Annotated in this window: 19 protein-coding genes and 2 pseudogenes; 18 read left to right on the plus strand and 3 right to left on the minus strand. The window is 56.3% G+C overall.

Features of this window, described 5'->3' with window-relative positions; translation table 11 throughout:
• Positions 1–49: 49 nt before the first annotated feature.
• Positions 50–406 (minus strand): four helix bundle protein, encoded by a 357-nt coding sequence (locus RAN53_RS10065; RefSeq protein WP_305796685.1) that lies wholly within the window; start codon positions 404–406, stop codon positions 50–52.
• 90 nt (positions 407–496) lie between these two features.
• On the opposite strand from RAN53_RS10065, the gene RAN53_RS10070 reads away from it, so the two are divergent.
• The 3 genes from RAN53_RS10070 (at position 497) to RAN53_RS10080 (ending at position 3,973) form a co-directional block, all read left to right on the plus strand.
• A complete protein-coding gene (locus RAN53_RS10070; RefSeq protein ID WP_305796686.1) occupies positions 497–2,704 on the plus strand; it encodes a polysaccharide biosynthesis tyrosine autokinase in 2,208 nt (735 codons plus the stop codon).
• 320 nt (positions 2,705–3,024) lie between these two features.
• Positions 3,025–3,813, plus strand: coding sequence for a Wzz/FepE/Etk N-terminal domain-containing protein (locus RAN53_RS10075; protein WP_305796687.1), 789 nt, complete (start codon positions 3,025–3,027; stop codon positions 3,811–3,813).
• 4 nt (positions 3,814–3,817) lie between these two features.
• Positions 3,818–3,973 (plus strand): GNVR domain-containing protein, encoded by a 156-nt coding sequence (locus tag RAN53_RS10080; protein WP_305796688.1) that lies wholly within the window; start codon positions 3,818–3,820, stop codon positions 3,971–3,973.
• Here RAN53_RS10080 and RAN53_RS10085 read toward each other — a convergent pair.
• Positions 3,952–4,980: a site-specific integrase gene (locus tag RAN53_RS10085; protein ID WP_305796689.1), complete on the minus strand. Its 1,029-nt coding sequence runs from the start codon at positions 4,978–4,980 to the stop codon at positions 3,952–3,954. The two genes, RAN53_RS10080 and RAN53_RS10085, sit on opposite strands and share 22 nt — an antisense overlap.
• 102 nt (positions 4,981–5,082) lie before the next feature.
• On the opposite strand from RAN53_RS10085, the gene RAN53_RS10090 reads away from it, so the two are divergent.
• The 11 genes and pseudogenes from RAN53_RS10090 (at position 5,083) to RAN53_RS10135 (ending at position 13,348) form a co-directional block, all read left to right on the plus strand.
• Entirely contained in the window at positions 5,083–5,382 is a 300-nt protein-coding gene (locus RAN53_RS10090; protein WP_305796690.1) for a nucleotidyltransferase domain-containing protein, read from the plus strand.
• A gap of 6 nt (positions 5,383–5,388) precedes the next feature.
• Positions 5,389–5,697 (plus strand): nucleotidyltransferase domain-containing protein, encoded by a 309-nt coding sequence (locus RAN53_RS10095; RefSeq protein WP_305796691.1) that lies wholly within the window; start codon positions 5,389–5,391, stop codon positions 5,695–5,697.
• A 10-nt stretch (positions 5,698–5,707) separates the two neighbouring features.
• The gene (locus RAN53_RS16360) at positions 5,708–5,959 is read left to right on the plus strand and encodes a DUF2442 domain-containing protein (RefSeq protein ID WP_414842979.1); all 252 of its coding nucleotides are present in this window, start codon (positions 5,708–5,710) and stop codon (positions 5,957–5,959) included.
• A 7-nt stretch (positions 5,960–5,966) separates the two neighbouring features.
• Positions 5,967–6,820, plus strand: a protein-coding gene (locus tag RAN53_RS10100) for an IS5 family transposase (RefSeq protein WP_305796692.1) whose coding sequence is annotated in 2 segments (ribosomal slippage) — positions 5,967–6,321 and positions 6,321–6,820 — 855 coding nt in all. Because the reading frame shifts where the segments join, the coding sequence is not laid out codon by codon here.
• Between the two features lie 354 nt (positions 6,821–7,174).
• Positions 7,175–7,294 (plus strand): annotated as a pseudogene (locus RAN53_RS10105) (NAD-dependent epimerase/dehydratase family protein); the annotation flags it as partial.
• Between the two features lie 61 nt (positions 7,295–7,355).
• A protein-coding gene (locus RAN53_RS10110) for an IS5 family transposase (RefSeq protein ID WP_305796693.1) occupies positions 7,356–8,209 on the plus strand; the annotation gives its coding sequence in 2 pieces (ribosomal slippage) (positions 7,356–7,698 and positions 7,698–8,209; 855 coding nt in all).
• Positions 8,203–9,132: pseudogene (gene rfbB / locus RAN53_RS10115) on the plus strand (dTDP-glucose 4,6-dehydratase); the annotation flags it as partial. The gene RAN53_RS10110 and the pseudogene rfbB (RAN53_RS10115), both read left to right, overlap by 7 nt.
• Before the next feature lie 227 nt (positions 9,133–9,359).
• Positions 9,360–10,820: a lipopolysaccharide biosynthesis protein gene (locus RAN53_RS10120; RefSeq protein ID WP_305796694.1), complete on the plus strand. Its 1,461-nt coding sequence runs from the start codon at positions 9,360–9,362 to the stop codon at positions 10,818–10,820.
• Complete coding sequence (locus tag RAN53_RS10125; RefSeq protein WP_305796695.1) at positions 10,817–12,229, plus strand: Coenzyme F420 hydrogenase/dehydrogenase, beta subunit C-terminal domain; 1,413 nt, start codon at positions 10,817–10,819, stop codon at positions 12,227–12,229. The genes RAN53_RS10120 and RAN53_RS10125 overlap by 4 nt, the downstream gene beginning before the upstream one ends.
• 42 nt (positions 12,230–12,271) lie before the next feature.
• Positions 12,272–12,616 carry a hypothetical protein gene (locus tag RAN53_RS10130; RefSeq protein ID WP_305796696.1) on the plus strand — a complete coding sequence of 115 codons (345 nt, stop codon included), beginning with the start codon at positions 12,272–12,274 and terminating at the stop codon, positions 12,614–12,616.
• 24 nt (positions 12,617–12,640) lie between these two features.
• A complete protein-coding gene (locus RAN53_RS10135; RefSeq protein ID WP_305796760.1) occupies positions 12,641–13,348 on the plus strand; it encodes a polysaccharide pyruvyl transferase family protein in 708 nt (235 codons plus the stop codon).
• A gap of 260 nt (positions 13,349–13,608) precedes the next feature.
• Here RAN53_RS10135 and RAN53_RS10140 read toward each other — a convergent pair whose 3' ends face one another.
• Positions 13,609–14,988, minus strand: coding sequence for an IS1380 family transposase (locus RAN53_RS10140; RefSeq protein ID WP_414842977.1), 1,380 nt, complete (start codon positions 14,986–14,988; stop codon positions 13,609–13,611).
• 251 nt (positions 14,989–15,239) lie between these two features.
• Here RAN53_RS10140 and RAN53_RS10145 point away from each other — a divergent pair, with 251 nt between their 5' ends.
• From RAN53_RS10145 to rfbA, 4 genes are all read left to right on the plus strand, one after another.
• Positions 15,240–16,388 (plus strand): polysaccharide pyruvyl transferase family protein, encoded by a 1,149-nt coding sequence (locus tag RAN53_RS10145; protein WP_305796698.1) that lies wholly within the window; start codon positions 15,240–15,242, stop codon positions 16,386–16,388.
• Entirely contained in the window at positions 16,388–17,317 is a 930-nt protein-coding gene (locus RAN53_RS10150) for a glycosyltransferase family 2 protein (protein WP_305796699.1), read from the plus strand. Before RAN53_RS10145 ends, RAN53_RS10150 begins: the two co-directional genes overlap by 1 nt.
• A 129-nt stretch (positions 17,318–17,446) precedes the next feature.
• A complete protein-coding gene (rfbB, locus tag RAN53_RS10155; RefSeq protein WP_305796700.1) occupies positions 17,447–18,526 on the plus strand; it encodes a dTDP-glucose 4,6-dehydratase in 1,080 nt (359 codons plus the stop codon).
• A gap of 62 nt (positions 18,527–18,588) precedes the next feature.
• Positions 18,589–19,461 (plus strand): glucose-1-phosphate thymidylyltransferase RfbA, encoded by an 873-nt coding sequence (rfbA, locus tag RAN53_RS10160; RefSeq protein ID WP_305796701.1) that lies wholly within the window; start codon positions 18,589–18,591, stop codon positions 19,459–19,461.
• Positions 19,462–19,465: the final 4 nt, after the last annotated feature.

Here is a 19,465-nt window from a genome sequence, read left to right on the forward strand (position 1 = left end):
CAAGGAGTCAAGGAAGCAAGGGTGTGGCTCCCCTTGCCCCCTTGGCCCTTTAGTCCTTGCTCCCTTGGCTCCTCGCGCTTTGCATCAACGCATACAACATCCGGGATAGCTCACGGGTTTCTTCGAGCCACTGCTTGCCTTGTCCCTTGTCGATGTAGCCAATATCCATGCCGATGTAGATCTGAGTTCGAAGCTCGCCGCAGGAGCCCTTTGCAAAACTGAGGAAACGCGACTTCTCCTTCATGCTGTCACGCTCGTAGCCTTCGGCGATGTTGCTGGCTATCGACAATGACGACCTCGTGATCTGGTCACGAAAGCCATAGTCTCGAGAGCCTTGGAAGGCCCGATAGATATCGGCACTGAGCCGCGCAGCCCGTTTCCAGGCGTTCAAATCTTCAAACTTCATCCTCGTACACCGGTCAGCCACTGCAGTCTCAAGATAGCAGGCCTTGACCCCTTGACCCCTTGACTCCTTGATCCTCTACGTAGCGCACCCATGACCGACCCCACTCAGAACTCTCCCCGGCCCGCCGCACCCGCGGATGATGAGATAGACCTCGGCCGCCTCTTCGGCCTGCTCCTCGACCACAAGTGGCTGATCATCGCCGTTACCTTCCTGTTCACTCTGGGCGGGGTGGCGTATGCGCTGCTGGCTACGCCGGTGTATCGCGCCGATGCGTTGGTGCAGGTGGAGAACAAGGCCGGCATGGCCAATCCACTGGAGGACGTGCGGGCGATGCTGGGCGAGGAGCCCAAGGCCGATGCCGAGGTGGGGATCATCCGTTCGCGCATGGTACTGGGCCAGGCCGTGGAGCAGGAGCGCCTGGACCTGGTGATCACACCGCAGCGATTCCCGGTGGTGGGGGAGTTCCTGGTGCGCCGAGGCATGGAGCGACCCGGGTTTGTAGAGAGCTTCGCGGAGAGCAGCGTATGGGCCGGTGAGGCCATCAACGTCGGCGAGTTCCAGGTGGCGCCCGAGTACGAGGGGAAACCCTTCGAGCTGAAGGTACTCGGCGAGCAGCGCTATAGCCTCAGCCTCGAGGACGAGACCCTGGGCGAGGGGCAGGTGGGCGAGGACGCCAGCTTCCTGGGGGGGGATGTACGCCTGCGGCTCGCCGAGATCCGGGCGGGGGAGGGCGCCGTGTTCACCCTGCAGCGCCGCTCCACCCTGGCCACCATCACCGGTCTGCGTGCCAGCCTGAGCGTGGGCCAGCAGGGCAACGACAGCGGCCTGCTCGACCTCTCCCTGACCGATACCGATCCCCAGCGCGCCCGCCGCGTGCTCGACGCCATTACGCAGGTCTACCTCTCCCAGAACGTGCAGCGCCAGGCCGCCGAGGCCGAACAAAGCCTGGAATTTCTCGAGGAGCAGGCGCCCAAGGTGCGTGATGAGCTGAACCTGGCCGAGAACCGGCTCAACGACTACCGTGCAGAGCGCGATAGCGTGGATCTGTCACTCGAGACCCAGTCGATCCTCGAACGCATCGTCGACCTCGAGAAACAGCTCAACGAGCTGGAGTTTACCGAAGCCGAGATCTCGCGGCGCTTCACGCCCAGCCACCCCACCTACTCGGCCCTGCTGGAGAAGAAGGCCCAGTTACGCCAGCAGCGTGACCGACTGGAGGAGCGGGTCGGCAGCCTGCCCGAGACCCAGCAGCAGGTGCTGCGCATGCGTCGCGACGTGGAGGTCAACCAGCAGGTCTACGTCCAGTTGCTCAACAAGATCCAGGAGATGCAGATCGCCCGGGCCAGCACCGTGGGCAATGTGCGCATCATCGACGGCGCCGTGGCCCAGCCAGGCCCCATCGAGCCCAAGAAGTCGCTGATCGTGGTGCTGGCCACCCTGCTCGGCGGCATGCTCGCGGTGGGTCTGGTCCTGGTGCGTGGCCTGTTGCGGCGTGGCGTGGAATCACCCGAGCAGATCGAGGAGGCCGGGCTGCCCGTTTACGCCAGCGTGCCGCTCTCGGATGAGCAGCAGAAGCTGGTGCGACGGGTCAAGCACAAGAACGACAAGCACGCCCATGAGGTGGCCACCGCGGTGCTCGCCGAGCGTGCCCCGGCGGATAACTCGGTGGAGGCGCTACGCGGCCTGCGCACCAGCCTGCACTTCGCCATGCTCGAAGCGGCCGACAACCGTCTGGTGATCACCGGCTCCAGCCCTGGCGTGGGCAAGAGCTTCGTCTCCACCAACCTCGCCGCGGTGTGTGCCCAGGCCGGCCAGCGGGTGCTGGTGGTGGATGCCGATATGCGCAAGGGGCACATCCATAACGCCTTCGGCGGGCGCAGCAAGGGCGGCCTCTCCGAGATGCTCACCGGCAAGCTGGAACTGGAGCAGGCGATCCGCGAATCCAGCCTGGAGGGCCTGCACTACGTGGCCCGCGGTGAATCGCCGCCCAACCCCTCCGAGCTGCTGATGCACGAGCGCTTCAGCGAGTTCCTGGCCGCGGTAAGTGACCGCTACGATCTGGTGATCATCGACACTCCGCCGATCCTCGCCGTCACCGACCCCGCCATCGTCGGCCGCCAGTGCGGCACCACCCTGATGGTCGCCCGTTTCCAGCAGAACCCGGTCAAGGAGATCCAGATCGCCACCCGGCGCCTGGAAAACGCCGGGGTTACCGTCAAGGGCGCCATCCTCAACGCCATGGAGCGCAAGGCGGCCACCGAATATGGCTATGGCTACTACCAGTACAGCTACAAGTAGGGTCAAGGTACCAAGGTAACAAGGGGTCAAGGAGCAAGGGGGCAAGGGGGTAAGGAACCATCATCGCGCCGGGTCAGACTCCGGCGGGGGTTGGCCGGGGTCTGACCCAAGAGGCCTCCAGCGTCAGAAACCCCCAACAAGCAGGCTTAGTCCTCGGCAACGGGGTGTGGCTCAGCAGGCTTAGGTCATGGTCACGGGAGTGTGATCTCAGTAGAATGCGGCTGACCGCTCGGGCAACCGAGCCCATACTGAAGGGGAGTGCCAATGGCATCGCCCCCGGCGGTAGCGTGCCGAAACAAGGGAACTCGACGGGAACAACAATGAACCAGCCTCCTCAACAGCCCACCCCATATTCCAGTAACGACGATGAGATCTCCCTGGTCGATCTCGCCAAGATGCTGATCAGGCGATGGAAACTCATGGCGGTGACCTTCCTGATCATTGTTGGGATTGCCCTTGGCTATGCCCTCATGATGGAGAGAACCTACGACTACGTGTCGCTCTACCGTGTTGCCGAGCAGGCGCCGTCGTCATCGAACGAGCAGGGCAATCTGGAATCACCGGCTGCCATCGTTGCCAAGACCAATAACCTTTACGCCGGTGTCGTTACCCGGCGGATCCTCGAGGAGAAGGGGCTGGCCGGTCTTCCCTTCCAGTTGCAGGTCAGTGCGCTGGAAGACACATCGCTCGTCCGATTCGTGACCGAGTCCAGCGAGAAGAACGCGGCACTGGTCGAAGAGATGCACAGCCGCGTGCTGGAAAGGGCGGCGGAAGATCAACAAGCCTTACTGGAAAGCCGCAAGGCGACCCTGCAGCGCCAGCTGGAAAATGCCCAGCGCGCTCTGGAAACAGCGCAAGAATCCACTAGCCCATCGGCGGCAGAACTCGTGGCCAACTACGCCACCCGGGTGGCAGAGATCGAGGACCAGCTGGCACAGTTGCATCCCGGCGAATTGGTCCAGACTGCCGTGCGAAGCTTGACGCCCACGGGCACCAGCCGAAGCCTGGTGATGGCGCTGGCATTGGTCCTGGCAGGCATGCTCGCCGTGATGATGGCGTTTTTCTCGCATTTCGCGGTTGCCGTGCGAGATAGCCTTCAAGAGGAGTAGACCGGTGGAATACGCCTTCCCCCCGGCCGGCCCCAGCGAGCCACGCCGTGCACTGATCCTGGCGCTCTCCCTGGTGCTGGGTGGCATGCTCGGTGTGATGCTGGTGTTCCTGGCACGGTTTTCGGGGAGCCTGAAAAGCTACCGGCAGCGCCAGGCGTAGACCCGCGCTTCCTCCACGCCGTCATAGAAGTCACCGGCGTGGTCTTCGAAGGCATCGCTGCGCCGGATATAGCGCTCGAAGGTGCTCTGGGAGCGGTGGCCGCTGACGCGCTTGATATCCACCGCCGCCTTACCGCGACGGTGCGCCTCGGTGATGAAGCCGGCCCGAAAGCTATGCGGCGAGAAGCCGCGATCGGCCATGCCGGCGGCTTCCAGATGATGCGCCAGGCGTTGTGCCACCACGCAGCCGGTCATCCGCCCGGCGCCCAGCTTCCCGGTCAGGCTTAGGCTGCGAAACACCGCCCCGCGCCGGATGCCCGAGGCCGACAACCAGGCTTCCAGCAGACGCACGGGGCAGTAGGCAAAGGTTCCCGGCGCGCGAAGGATCGCCTTGGTCTCCTCGGCGCCCTCCTGGTTGGTCTTGCTGCGCCGCAGGCCCACCACGAGTCCGCGCGACTCCCACTGGATATCCTCCAGGTAGAGCGCCACCACCTCGCTGCGCCGAAAGGCGCCGTGGAAGGAGAGGGCAAAGAGGGCGCTATCGCGCTTGCCGCGCAGGGTCGAACGATCGATGTGATCCAGCAGCCGCTGCAGGTCCTCGAGCAGCAGCGGTGGCGCCTCCTTCTGGCGGGTACCGGCGGCGCGGCGAATGCCACGCATCACCGCGCGCACCGGCATGCTCCTCACCGGTGACGGCAGGTTCATGTAGCGGTGCCACATGTGCAGGGAGTTGAGGTAGCGCTCCAGGGTCGCGGGCTTCTTGCCCAGGGCACGCTGGTCGGCGATGAAGTTGGCGATATCGAACTCATCCGCTGGCAGCAGGCCTCCCGCACGCTGGTAGACGCGCAGGTCGGCCCGCATGCCGCGGATGGTGTTCTTCGATACGCTGTTGGCGATATGCCGCCGCGCCCGGGCCGAGAGCCGCTTCACCACCTGGGGAAGGCGTTCGAACTCCACCACCGCCTCAGCGGGCGCGGCGAGCTCTCCGGAGTGAATATCATGGGTCATGGCGCTGCCCCCACCTGATCGGGCTAGTCGATACTGAATAAATAACCAGTATAGACGCCAAGAAGGCAACCGCCATGGGCCAGCATCACGGCACAGACGAGCATGCGACTGAATCAGCACGAAATCGATGTCATCAAGACGGCTGCTGCCGAGATCTTTGGCAAGGAGGTTGAGGTACGGCTCTTCGGTTCCCGTGTTGACGACGCTGCCAGGGGCGGCGACATCGATCTGATGGTCACGGTCACCCAGCCCATCGATAACCCGGCTTGGGACTGCGCGCGCCTCGAAGGTTCAATCATCATGAAACTCGGGGAGCAGAAGATCGATGTTCTACTGGAGGCTCCGGGGTTGAAGCGTTTTCAGATCCACGAGACCGCCAGGGAGCAGGGCATACTGCTGTGAGGGAAAATGCGTCTATCCCAGCATGACATCAATGCTATCAAGGCAGTGGTTACTGAAATCTGTGGTGAAAGGGCCGTCGTCCGGCTTTTCGGCTCCCGCCTCGATGACGCCGCCAAGGGCGGCGATATCGACCTCATGGTGGAGCTCGATGAAGCGGTTGAGCACCCTGCGCGCCTGTCGGCCTGGCTCAGCGTCAAGATCATGCGCGCCACGCAGGGCCGTAAGGTGGATGTGATACTGTCGGCACCGAACCTCGAAGAACTGCCGATTCATCGTGTCGCTCGAGAGCAGGGGGTTATACTGGTCCATGAGTGATGCGACAGTCATGTACAAAATCACTTATGTAGTAGCACTGCCCGATTACCGGTTGCATGTAGTCTTTGCAGATGGCTCCAGTGGCGTTGTTTCGCTTAAGGATAGGCTGTTCGGACCAGTGTTCGAGCCATTGAGAGATCCTGCTTTCTTTTCCTTGGTATCCATTGATGAATTTGGGGTTGTCTGTTGGCCTAACGGTGCAGACCTAGGCTTTGTCCGAAAAGTCGAATGTGCTAATTTTCCCTATGTCGCAGCTGCATAGGTGACGTATGGCAGGACGCTACGAGATCTCCGACCACGGTTGGGACCTGATCGAAGATATTGTCTCCCCGCCTCAAACGATGGGGCGTCCACGCCGTGATGACCGCCAGGTGTTGAACGGGATCTTCTGGATCCTATGCTCAGGGGCCAAGTGGCGCGATCTGCCCGAGCGTTATGGCCCCTGGAAGACGGTCTATGACCGCTTTCGGCAATGGCGCGACGATGGCACTTTCGAAGCTATCCTGGCTCGGCTCCAGCTGCGACTCCGCGAGGATGGTTTGATGGATCTTGATACGTGGATGATCGACTCGACCTCAATCCGGGCAACGCGAGCCGCCTCGGGAGGCGGTAAAAAGGGGGGCACCAAGAACCCGTAGACCATGCCCTGGGGCGCAGCCGAGGAGGCCTGACGACCAAGATCCACATGGTGTGCGACCTACATGGTTGGCCGCTGACCTTCACGTTGTCGCCGGGACAGGACTCGGATACGCAGCACTTCATTCCGACCATGGAAAATGTTCACCTGCCTGGCCCCATGGGCAGGCCGCTCAAGCGCTGCCACTTCATCGTGGCGGATAAAGGCTATGACAGCGACGAGCTTCGCCATTACTGCGACCGCCACCGAATGAAGCCGATCATTGCCAAACGAAAGATGCACCGAAAGCCGCGCCCCGGTGCCCCGAGGGGCTTTGACAAACCTCGCTATCGAGAAAGAAACATCATCGAGCGCTGCTTCGGCTGGGTCAAAGAACTGCGCCGCGTTTGCACTCGCTACGATAAGTTGGCCAGCAGCTTCAAGGCCATGGTATGCCTGGCGTGCATAGACCGCTGCCTGCGTGCGGACTTCTCAGACAAAACCTAGCACCTGATGCACTTTATAAGCAGATAGAGAAGGCTGCATGAGGCCTGAGGGGATCGGCAGCCTTGGCTTATCGCTAGGTTCTTGCAAAATCAATGGGTTAGGTGGCGCGCTTCCACCAAGATGCGGGTCCACCCCGCCAAATGGCGGGGCCTTTGGCGAAACGGCCAAGCCCGCCAATTGGCGGATTCGGCCCGCCAATTGGCGGGACCAGGTGTTTCGGCAGAACGCTGCCAAAGGTCATTTTTCACTCAGTAGCCACTCTTGTGATGACGTTCTGTTTACCGCGAATTGCTGCGTTTATTTCTTCAATTCAGAATTTTGATTATCTAATCTTAGCGATACTGATATATAGCCATGAAACTCCTCATCACCGGCGGCGCGGGCTTTATCGGCTCGGCCGTGATTCGACATATTATCCGCCATACTGCGGACAGCGTCGTTAATGTAGACAAGCTCACCTACGCCGGCAATCTAGGCTTTGTCCGAAAATTCTAATTTGCTAATGTCACCTATGCCTCAGCAGCATAGGTGACCCATGGCAGGACGCTACGAGATCTCCGACAACGGCTGGGCCCTCATCGAGGACATCGTGTCGCCGCCACAAAGGACGGGGCGCCCCCGCCGTGATGACCGCCAGGTGCTGAACGGCATCTTCTGGATCCTCTGCTCAGGCGCCAAGTGGCGCGATCTGCCGGAGCGCTACGGTCCTTGGAAGACGGTCTATGACCGCTTCCGTCAGTGGCGCGACGATGGCACCTTCGAGGCCATCCTGGCGCGTCTCCAGCTCCGCTTGCGAGAGGATGGCTTGATGGACCTGGACACCTGGATGATCGATTCGACGTCGATCCGCGCAACTCGTGCCGCCTCTGGAGGCGGCAAAAAGGGGGACACCAAGAACCCGTAGATCATGCCTTGGGTCGTAGCCGTGGCGGTCTGACAACCAAGATCCACATGATCTGTGATCGGCATGGATGGCCGCTGGCCTTCACGCTCTCACCCGGGCAGGATTCGGATACACGGCACTTCATTCCGGCCATGGAACACGTTCACCTGCCTGGAACCAGAGGCAGGCCACGTAAGCGCTGTCGCTACATCGTGGCGGACAAGGGCTACGATAGCGACCCGCTTCGCCGCTACTGCGACCGGCACCGCATGAAGCCGATCATCGCCCGGCGCAAGATGAAGCGAAAGCCGCGCCCTGGCGCCCCACGAGGCTTCGACAAGTCTCGCTATCGAGAGCGAAACATCATCGAGCGCTGTTTCGGCTGGATCAAAGAACTGCGCCGCGTCTGCACCCGCTACGACAAGTTGGCCAGCAGCTTCAAAGCAATGGTATGCCTGGCCTGCATAGATCGCTGCCTACGTGCCGACTTTCCAGACAGAACCTAGAGTCTCTGGCGGAAGTGGCAGGCAGCGACCGCTACGCCTTCGAGCAGGTCGATATCTGCGATCGCGCCGAGGTGGAGCGCGTCTTCCGCGAGCATCAGCCGGATGCGGTGATGCACCTGGCCGCCGAGAGCCATGTGGACCGCTCCATCGTCGGCCCCGCGGAGTTCATCCAGACCAATATCGTGGGCACCTATACGTTGCTGGAAGTGGCCCGGGCCTATTGGAACGGCCTGGATGCCGAGCGTCGAGATGCCTTCCGCTTCCACCACATCTCCACCGACGAGGTCTATGGCGACCTGGAAGGGCCCGAGGGACTCTTCACCGAAGAGACCTCCTACGCCCCCAGCTCTCCCTACTCGGCCAGCAAGGCAAGCTCGGATCATCTGGTGCGCGCCTGGCAGCGCACCTATGGCCTGCCGACGCTGATCACCAACTGCTCCAACAACTACGGCCCCTATCACTTCCCCGAGAAGTTGATCCCGCTGATGATCCTCAACGCCCTGGAAAGCAAGGCGCTGCCGGTCTACGGCAAGGGCGAGCAGATCCGCGACTGGCTCTATGTAGAAGACCACGCCCGCGCGCTCTACAAGGTGGTGACGGAAGGGGAGGTAGGGGAGACCTACAACATCGGCGGCCATAACGAGAAGCAGAACATCGAGGTGGTGAATACCATCTGTGCGCTGCTGGATGAGCTGGCCCCGTCCCAGCACTCCCCCTACGCCAACCTGATCACCTATGTGGCAGACCGCCCCGGCCACGATGTGCGCTACGCCATCGATGCCGACAAGATCGAGCGAGAGCTCGGCTGGCGGCCGGAAGAGACCTTCGAGTCCGGCATCCGCAAGACGGTGCAGACGACGACGCCATCGTCGGCGCTTTTATCGACTGGTTTCACCGTGCCTGATTCCCTTGCCATACGGTGACGGCAAGGCTTAGGTAGCAATTAGCTACGAACGACCTACGATTAATGCCGTCGGTGTCGTAATGAGTTTTCGCCAGGAAGGTACAATGATGTTCTTCCCCTATGAGTCCCACCGCTCAGTGCCAGTATGGGTTAGCGGTTCATACACTCGGTAGACTTAACAACGAAACCCCACAAGTGCCAAACCCTAAAGACCAGCTCTTCAATGCCGATCATCTCAAGACTGGCATGAAAGAACGCGCTGTAAAAAGTGCAGGCATCACCTTGGCTGCCCAAGGGATCAAGCTGATCCTGCAGCTAGGCTCCATCGCCATCCTGGCTCGACTGCTGCAACCGTCAGACTTCGGTCTGATTGCTATGGTCACGGTGTTTACAGGATTAGCCCTCCAGTTCATGGAAGGTGGCCTCTCAATGGCAACCATCCAGCGCGACCAGATTACCGATGCCCAAGTGTCAAATCTGTTCTGGGTGAATGGTGCTTTGGGCGCTGGCATGTGCTTGCTCGGCATCGTGGTTTCGCCCCTTGTTGCCACAATTTATGGAGAGCCACGCCTGACATTGGTGATGGCGGCAATGAGTTTGACCTTCCTCATTGGTGGGCTCTCCGTTCAGCACGATGCCCTGCTGCGTCGGCAGATGCGGTTCAAAGCCATATCACTGATCGACATCGTCTCCATGGCTGCAGGAATAGTGGCAGGTATTGCGGCAGCCTTGGGTGGTCTTGGGTATTGGGCGCTTGTGATCAGTCCCATTACGACCTTCGCAACTAAAACAGTCATGCGTTGGCTGAGCGCCCGCTGGGTTCCTTCAAGGTTGAGCCGTGGTTCCGGTGTGCGGCCCCTTTTAGGATTTGGGGCTAACTTGACTGGGGCAAATTTCATCGGATATGTGGCGACAAACCTAACCCCATTCGCCATAGGTTACATTGGTGGTGCACAAGCGATGGGGCTTTTCAATCGGGCTAAATTGCTCACGTCGATTCCCTCAAGTCAGATGCTGCCGCCGGTAATGAATGTGTTACAACCAACCTTGGCTAGGGTTGCCAACGATTCCGTACGGTTACGAAGCACTATTACCTCGATCATGGGTAAAATAGTATTAGGCACCATGTTTGTGACGCTCATCATGGCAGTGCTAGCAGACTGGATCGTCCTTCTGTTCCTGGGGCCTGGCTGGGAAGATGCCATTCCCATCTTCCGAATGTTGGCAGTTTTTTCACTAGTAGAGCCGATTGCCAGTTTTCTGGCTATTTCCCTTGTCGCAATAGGAAACGCCAGAGCGCTGCTGCGCTGGAAAGTAATCACATTAGCTATACTGATTGTTTCTATCGGAATCGGCTCATTCTGGGGAGCGTTTGGGGTTGTGGCGGCCTATGCTCTTTCGGGTGTTTTTGTTCGTTTGCCAGGCTTTCTTTATTATGCTTCCAAGTTCCTTCCTGTTACGTACCTTGAGTTGGCCAAGACATTAGTGCCGCCTTTAATCTGTGCCATAGTGACTATTGCGACTTTACATTTTCTTCGCCAGCTCATTCTCATAGAAAGCCCGGTAGCAGGTTTGGCTGTGTTTGTTTTCGTTGCAGCAATGATTTACATGGCCCTTTGTATAGTGATAAAGCCTACCCGACATGAGTTAATAGAGACCCTAGGTCTGCTCAAACTTATAACTGCCAGGAAACTAGCCACAAAGTGACTATCAACAAAAGCCACCAAGCACTTAATGATACTGTTATCGCTAACGGCTATTGTGTAGGCTGTGGTGCCTGTGCGGTGCCAGAGGACAGCCCGTTCAAAATCGTTATGGACGACTATGGGCAGTATCAATCCAGCCTGAAAGATGCCAACGTCTTTGCTTCAACGCATATTGACTATGAAAAACTCTGCCCGTTCGGATCGGGTGCTAAAAATGAAGATGAAATAGCCAGGCAGATTTTCTCGGATACCTGCGAGCACAACAGTCAAGTAGGTTATTACAACGGCGTGTTCGCAGGGCATGTTGATGAAGGCGAATTTCGGAAACGTGGTAGTTCAGGCGGAATGGGTACTTGGGTGCTCAATGAGCTTCTTTCAAAGGGGCTGGTGGATTACGTCGTGCACGTAAAATCCGAGTCAGCCGGCCAAGACCTGAACAGTATTCCGTTCAAATATCAGGTTAGCGAGACTCTAGAAGAAACCCAACAGGGTGGCAAATCCCGATACTACCCAATCGAGCTGTCTGAGGCACTTCAGGCTATTAGAAACAATCCCGGGCGGTATGCCGTTGTTGGTTTGCCATGCTTTATCAAGAGCGTTAGATTGCTCCAGGCCCAAGACTCCATTCTCGCTGAGCGCATCCAATACTGCGTAGGCTTGGTGTGTGGCCACCTTAAAAGTGCCCATTATGCAGAAAGCCTGGCCTGGCAAATGGGGATACCCCCGCAGGAGCTTGAGGGCATAGACTTCCGAATCAAAGACGCTTCCCAGCCTGCCAACCGCTACAGTACCTATGCCAAGGGTAGCTCTGGAGAAAAGGTCGTGCCGACCAATCAGCTTTTCGGCGCGGACTGGGGCGCGGGCGCATTTAAGTACAAGGCCTGTGACTTCTGTGATGACGTATTTGCCGAAACTGCCGATGTCGTACTGGGCGATGCCTGGTTACCCGAGTATGTGCAGGACAGTTATGGCACTAACGTGGTGGTCACCAGAAATCAGCAGATCCGTCAGTTGATTGTGAATGCCCGCACTGAGGGGCGTTTAGAGATGGATGATCTAGGTGTTGAGAAAGCTGTGCAGTCTCAGGATGCAGGGTTGCGGCACAGGAAGGTTTCGATAGGTTACCGAATTTACCGCGAACAAATCGCTAAGGCTTGGGTTCCGGCCAAAAGAACAGGGCCAGCCAAAACCTTGAGCCCGCGTTATGAAAAGAAACGGCAGCGGTTAAGGACCGAGCTGAGGGCCCTGTCGCATGAATCGTTTTTGAAGGCGAAAACGAGGGGAGAACTCTCTGTTTATCTGAGCACTATGAAGCCGGTTTACTCCCGGTATTCTCGCCAGGGGCGTTCGTTTGTTCGTAGGGTGCTTTCTTTTGTAAAGCGCAGGCTTAAAGCGGTTGTGAAGTTTTAAAACGGCCGCGTAGGTCAATAAATTTATTGTTTGGCATCTCTAATGAAAAAAGTCGGAATCCTGAACTTCCAATACTCAACCCACAACTACGGCGCAGTGCTCCAGGCCGCAGCGTTGGAGCATATCTGCCGCCAGCTCGGCCACGACGCCCGGCACCTGGATTACATGGCGAAGCCAAAAGTCTCGCTAAAGGGGCGAGTTGGCCAGTTGCTTCGCAAGCTGGGCTTGAGAAAAACACCAAAAGCCAATCAAGTGGCTAATGAAGAAGCGTTTGAGCGGTTTAGACAAAGCTTTCTTAACAGAACCCCGCGTATCACATCACGGCAGCAATTCTCAACGGTCGCGAAGGAGTTCGATGCCACCATTGTTGGTAGCGATCAGGTATAGCGCCCGGCTTACGCAAAAGACGCGCTGGCTTTTTTCCTCGGCTACGTCCCAAAGGGCGTAGACCGTATAGCCTACGCCGCTAGTTTTGGTACAGCGACATGGGAACAGGCAGACGATGCGGTTCTGACAGAAGCTGTAAGGCAAGAGCTCCTGGCGTTTAAAGCCATTTCTTGCCGCGAAGTGTCGGGAGTACAGATCTGTAGGGACGTATTCGGTGTAGGGGCCGAGCATGTTCTTGACCCGTTGCTTCTGGTTGATGATTCGTTTTTTGAAAAAGTGGTCAACAACTCTGCAATCCAGACCGATGCGAAGCTTGTTTACTACAAACTGGATAGTTCACCTGAGTTTCAGGAGGATCTGAAGGCGGTGGGAGAAGAGCTCGGTAGTGAAGCGGTAAACATCTACCTGAAAGATTCCAGCGTTCGCGAGTACCGCGAGGTATCGGATTGGGTAGCGCTGATTCGCAACTCTGAAGTTGTGGTTACCGACTCATTCCACTGCATCTGTCTCGCACTGCGGTTTGGAAAAGAGGTGATTTTTTGCCCCAATGAGAAGCGAGGGCAAACCCGCCTGGATAGCTTGTTTAACATGCTGAATGTTGACGCAGATCCGCTAGCAATTCAGCTGAAAACGCCCATGTTCAAACTGGTCAGACGCGGTGATATTAGCGTTACGCTCGAAGGATTACGTTCACACTCCATGAAATTCCTAGCAGATTCATTAAATAGCTGACCGTACACGGCCATGAATTTCCTTGAACCCGCCTCATTCACGAGGGTGCTGATTGAGCGGTCTGAAGGTGCTGGCTGTTGGCATCGCTTATCAGGATCGCCCTCTTCAGCGCGAGTGGTCGTTGAGTAATGCCATAACGAGGCCTTTTTCCCGATTTCTTATATCTCTTTGGAATCCATTGCGGCCGCCCACGCAGCCGTGATCGCCGACCGCCGCTCCGGTCGCTCGCTTTCTGATGCTGTGGTGGTCTCGCAGGAGCGTCAGCTCAGTGCGGTCAGCTTCGGCAGTCCCTTCAGCAGCGTCGGCCACCACTTGTCGGCGGCGGCACCCAGATGAACGGTGATTCGCCGAGCGTGCAGCCTCAGCGTGGCGGCGACCTTCAGCACCTGCTCGCGCATCCGGCTGAGGCTCCAGCCTTGCCGGGTCTGCCGCTCCAGCAGGCAGCGCAGGCCATGCAGGACCTGGTACGCATACAGGCTGATCAGCAGGTTCACCTCGTTGCGTGCCATCACGTCCTGAACGGTGGAGGCGCCGCGATCGGTCGACGAGAGGTGCACGTCGAGCGCCGACTTCACCTCGCCCATGTGGGCCTCGGCGCTGCCGCGCTTGCGGTAGAGCGCCAGGACCTTCTCCGGCGGCCAGTCGAACTTGCTGAGGTTGGTGACCAGAAAGAAGGCATGCAACAGCTGATCATCGGGGCGTTCCTGCACCACCAGCACGACGCGACGCGGTGCCGACCAGGAGCCCGCTTGATACTCCAGATCGTGGCACCACTCGCGAGGCTGCTCGGGTGGCCGGCCTGGTGGCCGCTTCAGGTGCGGTGCCGCCAGCTTCTGCAGGCCGGTGTGACTGCGCAGCCGGCCCAGGTACTCGATGTCGCGCTCTTCCAGGGCCGCCAGCGTCGCGTTGTCGGTGAAACCGGCGTCGATGCGCACGCGAACCTGAGCCCCGGTGCTCTCATTGAGTCGCCGCACCAGATGCGGGATCCAGGTGTCGGCGTTCTCGGCTGGGCCGGCGTTGCCCTCGCGCAGCAGCCCACCCACCATGTCGCCGGTCTCGGCCAGCGAGGCGACCAGCGGCGAGTAGATGCGGGCACCGTAAAGTCCGTGAAATGTGGACCCGCCTTGGTGGCCGTGGACTTCGATCGGCAGGCCGTCGATGTCCAGCGTCAGCTGCTTGGGACGCTCGCCGTTCTGCAGCGAGGTCAGGCGCCAGACCACCAGCCGCAGCAGGCCTTCGTGCACGGCATCGATGTTGTCGTTGCGTCCGAGGCAGCTCAGCAGCCGCGACAGCGTAGCTTGAGACGGCCGGTCCTGGGCCAGAGGCATCATCCCGCGCGCGTCGCTGCAGGCCAACTGCCAGAGCGGGTCACGGCGCAGCGTGTCGGTATCGCTGAGATCGATCCAGCCCATCGCCCGTTGCAGCACCAGGGTACGCAGCTGGCTGGCCAGCGAGTGGCGGATGCGTAGCGGGTTGCGGAGGTCGACCAGATTGTCTTCCAGCGCCTCGACCACGCCGCTGTTGTCGAGGGCTTCACGCAGCAGCAAAGCGCCGCTGTCGCTGGTGGTGCGCTGGCCGCTCAGCTCGACACGCACAGCGCCGTTGCACGAGGGCGTCCAGGTGGATAGGCTTTCACCCATAGCGGATGGCTCTCTTGGTTCAGGTTCTTGGCGGAACACACTGAATTTTCAAGAGAATACCATCCGCTATCTTCGTTTTCAGACCGACCTCATGAATAAGCCGGGATGAGAAGTTTTATATCTGTTGAGGGAGAGGTGCTGGAAACATCGGGTGACACGTACAGTGCCAATTATTACTCCAGTACGTTTGGCAAAAGTGAGCTTTCGCAAGGCCTCTTACTCTCAATCATTAGCCAACTTTAGTGTTCAAGATGAAAAAAATAGCCATCCTAACCCAGCCCCTGCACGACAACTACGGCGGCCTACTACAAGCCTACGCACTGAAAGAAACCCTGAAGTCCTTGGGCCACAGCCCATTGGTCGTTAACAGGCACGGGGCAGGGGTGCATCCCTTTCGAAGAAAGCTGTCAAAGCTAAAGAGCTCCTTGCTTAACCGACCAGTCAGGCCTAATCAATACCTGAATGACCGGCAGAAGGCAGTGATTTCAGAAAAGACCATAGGTTTTCGAGCGAAGTACATTCCCGAGCTGTCCAGCCTGATTACGTCGCAACGAGGTATGAAGCGCCTGTTAACAAAGGATATTGATGCGTATGTAGTCGGCAGTGACCAGTGTTGGCGGCCGCGATATTCGCCTTGTATTAGCAACTACTTTCTGGATTTTGCCAAAGAATCTAAGGGTATAAAAAGAATTGCCTACGCTGCATCGTTTGGAACGGCTGAGTGGGAGTTTAACGACGCGGACACCCTTGAATGTAAAAACCTGCTCAAGCTGTTTGATGCGATCAGCGTGCGTGAGGACGATGGCGTTGACCTGGTGCAGAACCATCTGGGCCGGGCTGATGCGATACACGTGCTAGACCCAACGATGCTGCTGCCAACCAGCGCCTATGACCGAATTACAGCCGATCAGAAAGTACCGGATTCCAGCGGTAACCTGAAAGTCTATGTGCTGGACAAGAATGCTGAGAAGGAAGAATTCATACGGCAGGCTGCCAGCAGGCTACAACTAGAAACCTTCGAGGTGATGCCAGAGCTCCGGCTGCAGCAAGAGAAAGTAACAGACGCCAACCTAGATTTATTTAAATACCCATGCCCCTCGCAATGGTTGAAAGGCTTTCAGGATGCAGAGTTTGTAATCACAGACTCCTTCCATGGTACCGTTTTCTCAATCCTGTACAACAAGCCATTCATCGTATTGGGAAATGAGCAGCGGGGTATGTCTAGGTTTACTTCATTATTAAAAATGTTCGGGTTAGAAGATAGGCTTGTTTTAGATATTAATGCCAAGTCTACAGTGGAAGTTTTTAATACAGACGTTGACTGGCCAAGAGTTAACAGTGTCTTGGATCGTGAAAAAATTAAATCCATCTCTTTTTTAAGAGATAACCTGGAGTCTTAATGTTTTCTGTTGTCATTCCCTTGTATAATAAAGAGGCACATATTGCTAAAACTCTAGATTCAGTGCTGAGTCAGACTTATTCAGAGTTTGAGATAATTGTTGTCGATGATGGTTCGACAGATAACGGAGCTCCGATTGTAAATTCATTCGATGATGCCCGAGTTAAGTTGTTTCACCAAGAAAATGCCGGGGTTTCAACCGCAAGAAATCGTGGGATATGTGAAGCCAATTTTGAATATATAGCATTTTTGGATGCCGATGATTTTTGGGATGCTGATTATCTTTTAGAGATGAGTCATTTGATTGAGTCAAGCCCTGGTTGTGGCTTGTACGGGAGTGCTTACAGCGTTGTCGATAAGTCGGGCTGTGTAATCAAGGACTTTAAACTCCCTATTAATTACATGCACGGAAACTTCCTAGTTAAAAACTATTTTAAGTCACTGTTTGAATTTGGAAGTTTTATTTGGACATCTTCAGTTTGTGTTCCTAAAAGTGTCTTTTACGATTTTGATATTTGGTTTCCTGTAGGACAGGCATATGGTGAGGATCAATATGTTTGGTCTAGGATCGCCATGTGTAAACCTGTTGCGTATACTGCTTCGGTCAATTCTTTTTATTTAATTGATGCAGACAATAACACTGCTTCAAAATTAGAGTCAAGAGTAGAGCCTAGCCCTTGCATTCTTGAGTTAGAAGTGCCGGGAAAAGAGTATCTTGATAAGCATAGCTTTTCTTATCTTAAAAAATACTTAGAGCGCCATGCTGTTGGATCAGTACGTAGGAATGCTAGGAATGGCCGTCGATTGATTGCTATTCGTCAATTATTTGCATACCGTATTTCTGTTGGCATGTTTGCGCTTTGTGTCGTGGAGATTATAACCTTTACGAGTCTTCGTCGAATTTTGAAAGCAGTTAAAGATTGTTTTTGAATTTTCTTGTTGGGCTGTATGGTATTAATCACTAAGAGAGCACGTGACCCGTTAGGTATTGTGTTGCTATGACTCTCTGCTATCGCCTTGGCCTGTATCTCCGTGTAATAAAAATCTTTGTAGGAATTTATGGGATATAAATTATTAGTTACAGGCGGCGCCGGCTTCATAGGGTCCGCAGTTATCCGCCACATCATCAATAACACCAAGGACGAAGTGGTTAACCTCGACAAACTCACCTACGCTGGGAACCTCGAAAACTTGGCGGAAGTGAGTAACAGCGTACGCTACACCTTTGAACAGGTAGACATCTGCAACCGAGCCGAAGTAGACCGCGTGCTGGCCCAGCACCAACCAGACGCCATAATGCACTTAGCCGCCGAAAGTCATGTAGACCGGTCCATTGACGTACCGGCAGACTTTATCAATACCAACATCGTCGGCACCTACACCTTGCTGGAAGCCACTCGCCAGTACTGGCAGGTACTGGAAGGAGATAAAAAATCGAGCTTCCGCCTTCATCACATAAGTACAGATGAAGTTTACGGTGACCTCCCGCACCCGAGTGAAACAGCTGATGCTGAAGAGCATCTTTTCACCGAACAAACCGCATACACACCAAGCAGCCCCTACAGCGCCAGCAAAGCCAGCTCAGACCATCTTGTCCGTTCCTGGCTACGCACCTACGGTCTGCCAACTCTGGTAACTAACTGCAGCAATAACTATGGCCCCTACCAATTTCCGGAGAAGCTCATCCCGTTAATGATCTTGAATGCCTTGGAAGGAAAGCCACTCCCGGTATACGGTAAAGGCGACCAAGTCCGGGATTGGCTCTACGTGGAGGACCACGCCCGCGGCCTCTACAAAGTGCTCACTGAAGGAAAACCCGGCGAAACTTATAACATCGGCGGTCATAATGAAAAACAGAACATCGATGTAGTACACACCATTTGCGACATCCTCCAGGAACTACGCCCACAACTAACCAGCTATCGTGACCTGATCACCACCGTGAAAGATCGACCGGGCCACGATAGGCGCTACGCGATAGACGCCAGAAAAATCCAGCAAGAGCTCGGTTGGATGCCCGAAGAAACCTTCGAAACGGGCATCCGTAAAACTGTCCAGTGGTACCTCAACAACCTCGACTGGTGCCAACGAGTACAAGACGGCAGCTACCAAAGAGAACGCTTAGGACTAACAGGTTAGGCTAGGGCCAGACCCCATTTAAGGCCAGAACTCCCAGTATCAGATATCTTTAAGGAGTTAAAATGAAAGGCATCATCTTGGCCGGCGGCTCCGGCACTCGCCTGTATCCAATAACACTCGGCACTTCCAAACAACTCCTGCCAGTGTACGACAAACCCATGATCTACTACCCGCTCTCTGTACTCATGTTGGCGGGCATCCGGGATGTTCTCATCATCACCACACCGGAAGATCAGGTCAGCTTCAAACGCGCCTTGGGTACTGGCGAACAGTTTGGCGTTAACCTCAGTTACGAAATACAGCCAACCCCGGATGGCCTCGCACAAGCTTTCATTATTGGCGAGGAATTTATTGGTGACGACAGCGTGTGCCTCGTACTGGGCGACAACATTTTCTACGGCCAAGGCTTTACCCCCAAGCTAAAACAAGCTGCCCAGAAAACAGAAGGGGCCACCGTATTCGGTTACCAGGTAAAAGATCCCGAGCGCTTTGGTGTAGTAGAGTTTGACGAAAATAAACGCGCCATCTCTATCGAAGAGAAGCCTGAGCATCCAAAATCCCACTACGCGGTCACCGGCCTCTACTTCTACGACAACAGTGTGGTAGACATTGCCAAACAGGTAACACCCAGCCACCGGGGCGAACTGGAAATCACCTGCGTAAACCGTGCCTACCTTGAAAAAGGGAATCTGAACGTAGAATTGCTCGGGCGGGGCTTTGCCTGGCTAGACACAGGTACACATGAGAGCCTGTTGGAAGCTGCACAGTTTGTAGAAACCATTGAAAAGCGGCAAGGATATAAGATTGCTTGTCTGGAAGAGATTTCTTATAATCAAGGTTGGTTAAGCAAAGAAAAACTCAAAGAACAGGCCAATGATCTCAGAAAGAATAGTTATGGCGAGTACTTGAACGCTTTGGCAATTGGCAAGATTTGATAGG

It is taken from the genome of Halomonas sp. SSL-5, assembly GCF_030708455.1.
GTDB lineage: Bacteria > Pseudomonadota > Gammaproteobacteria > Pseudomonadales > Halomonadaceae > Halomonas.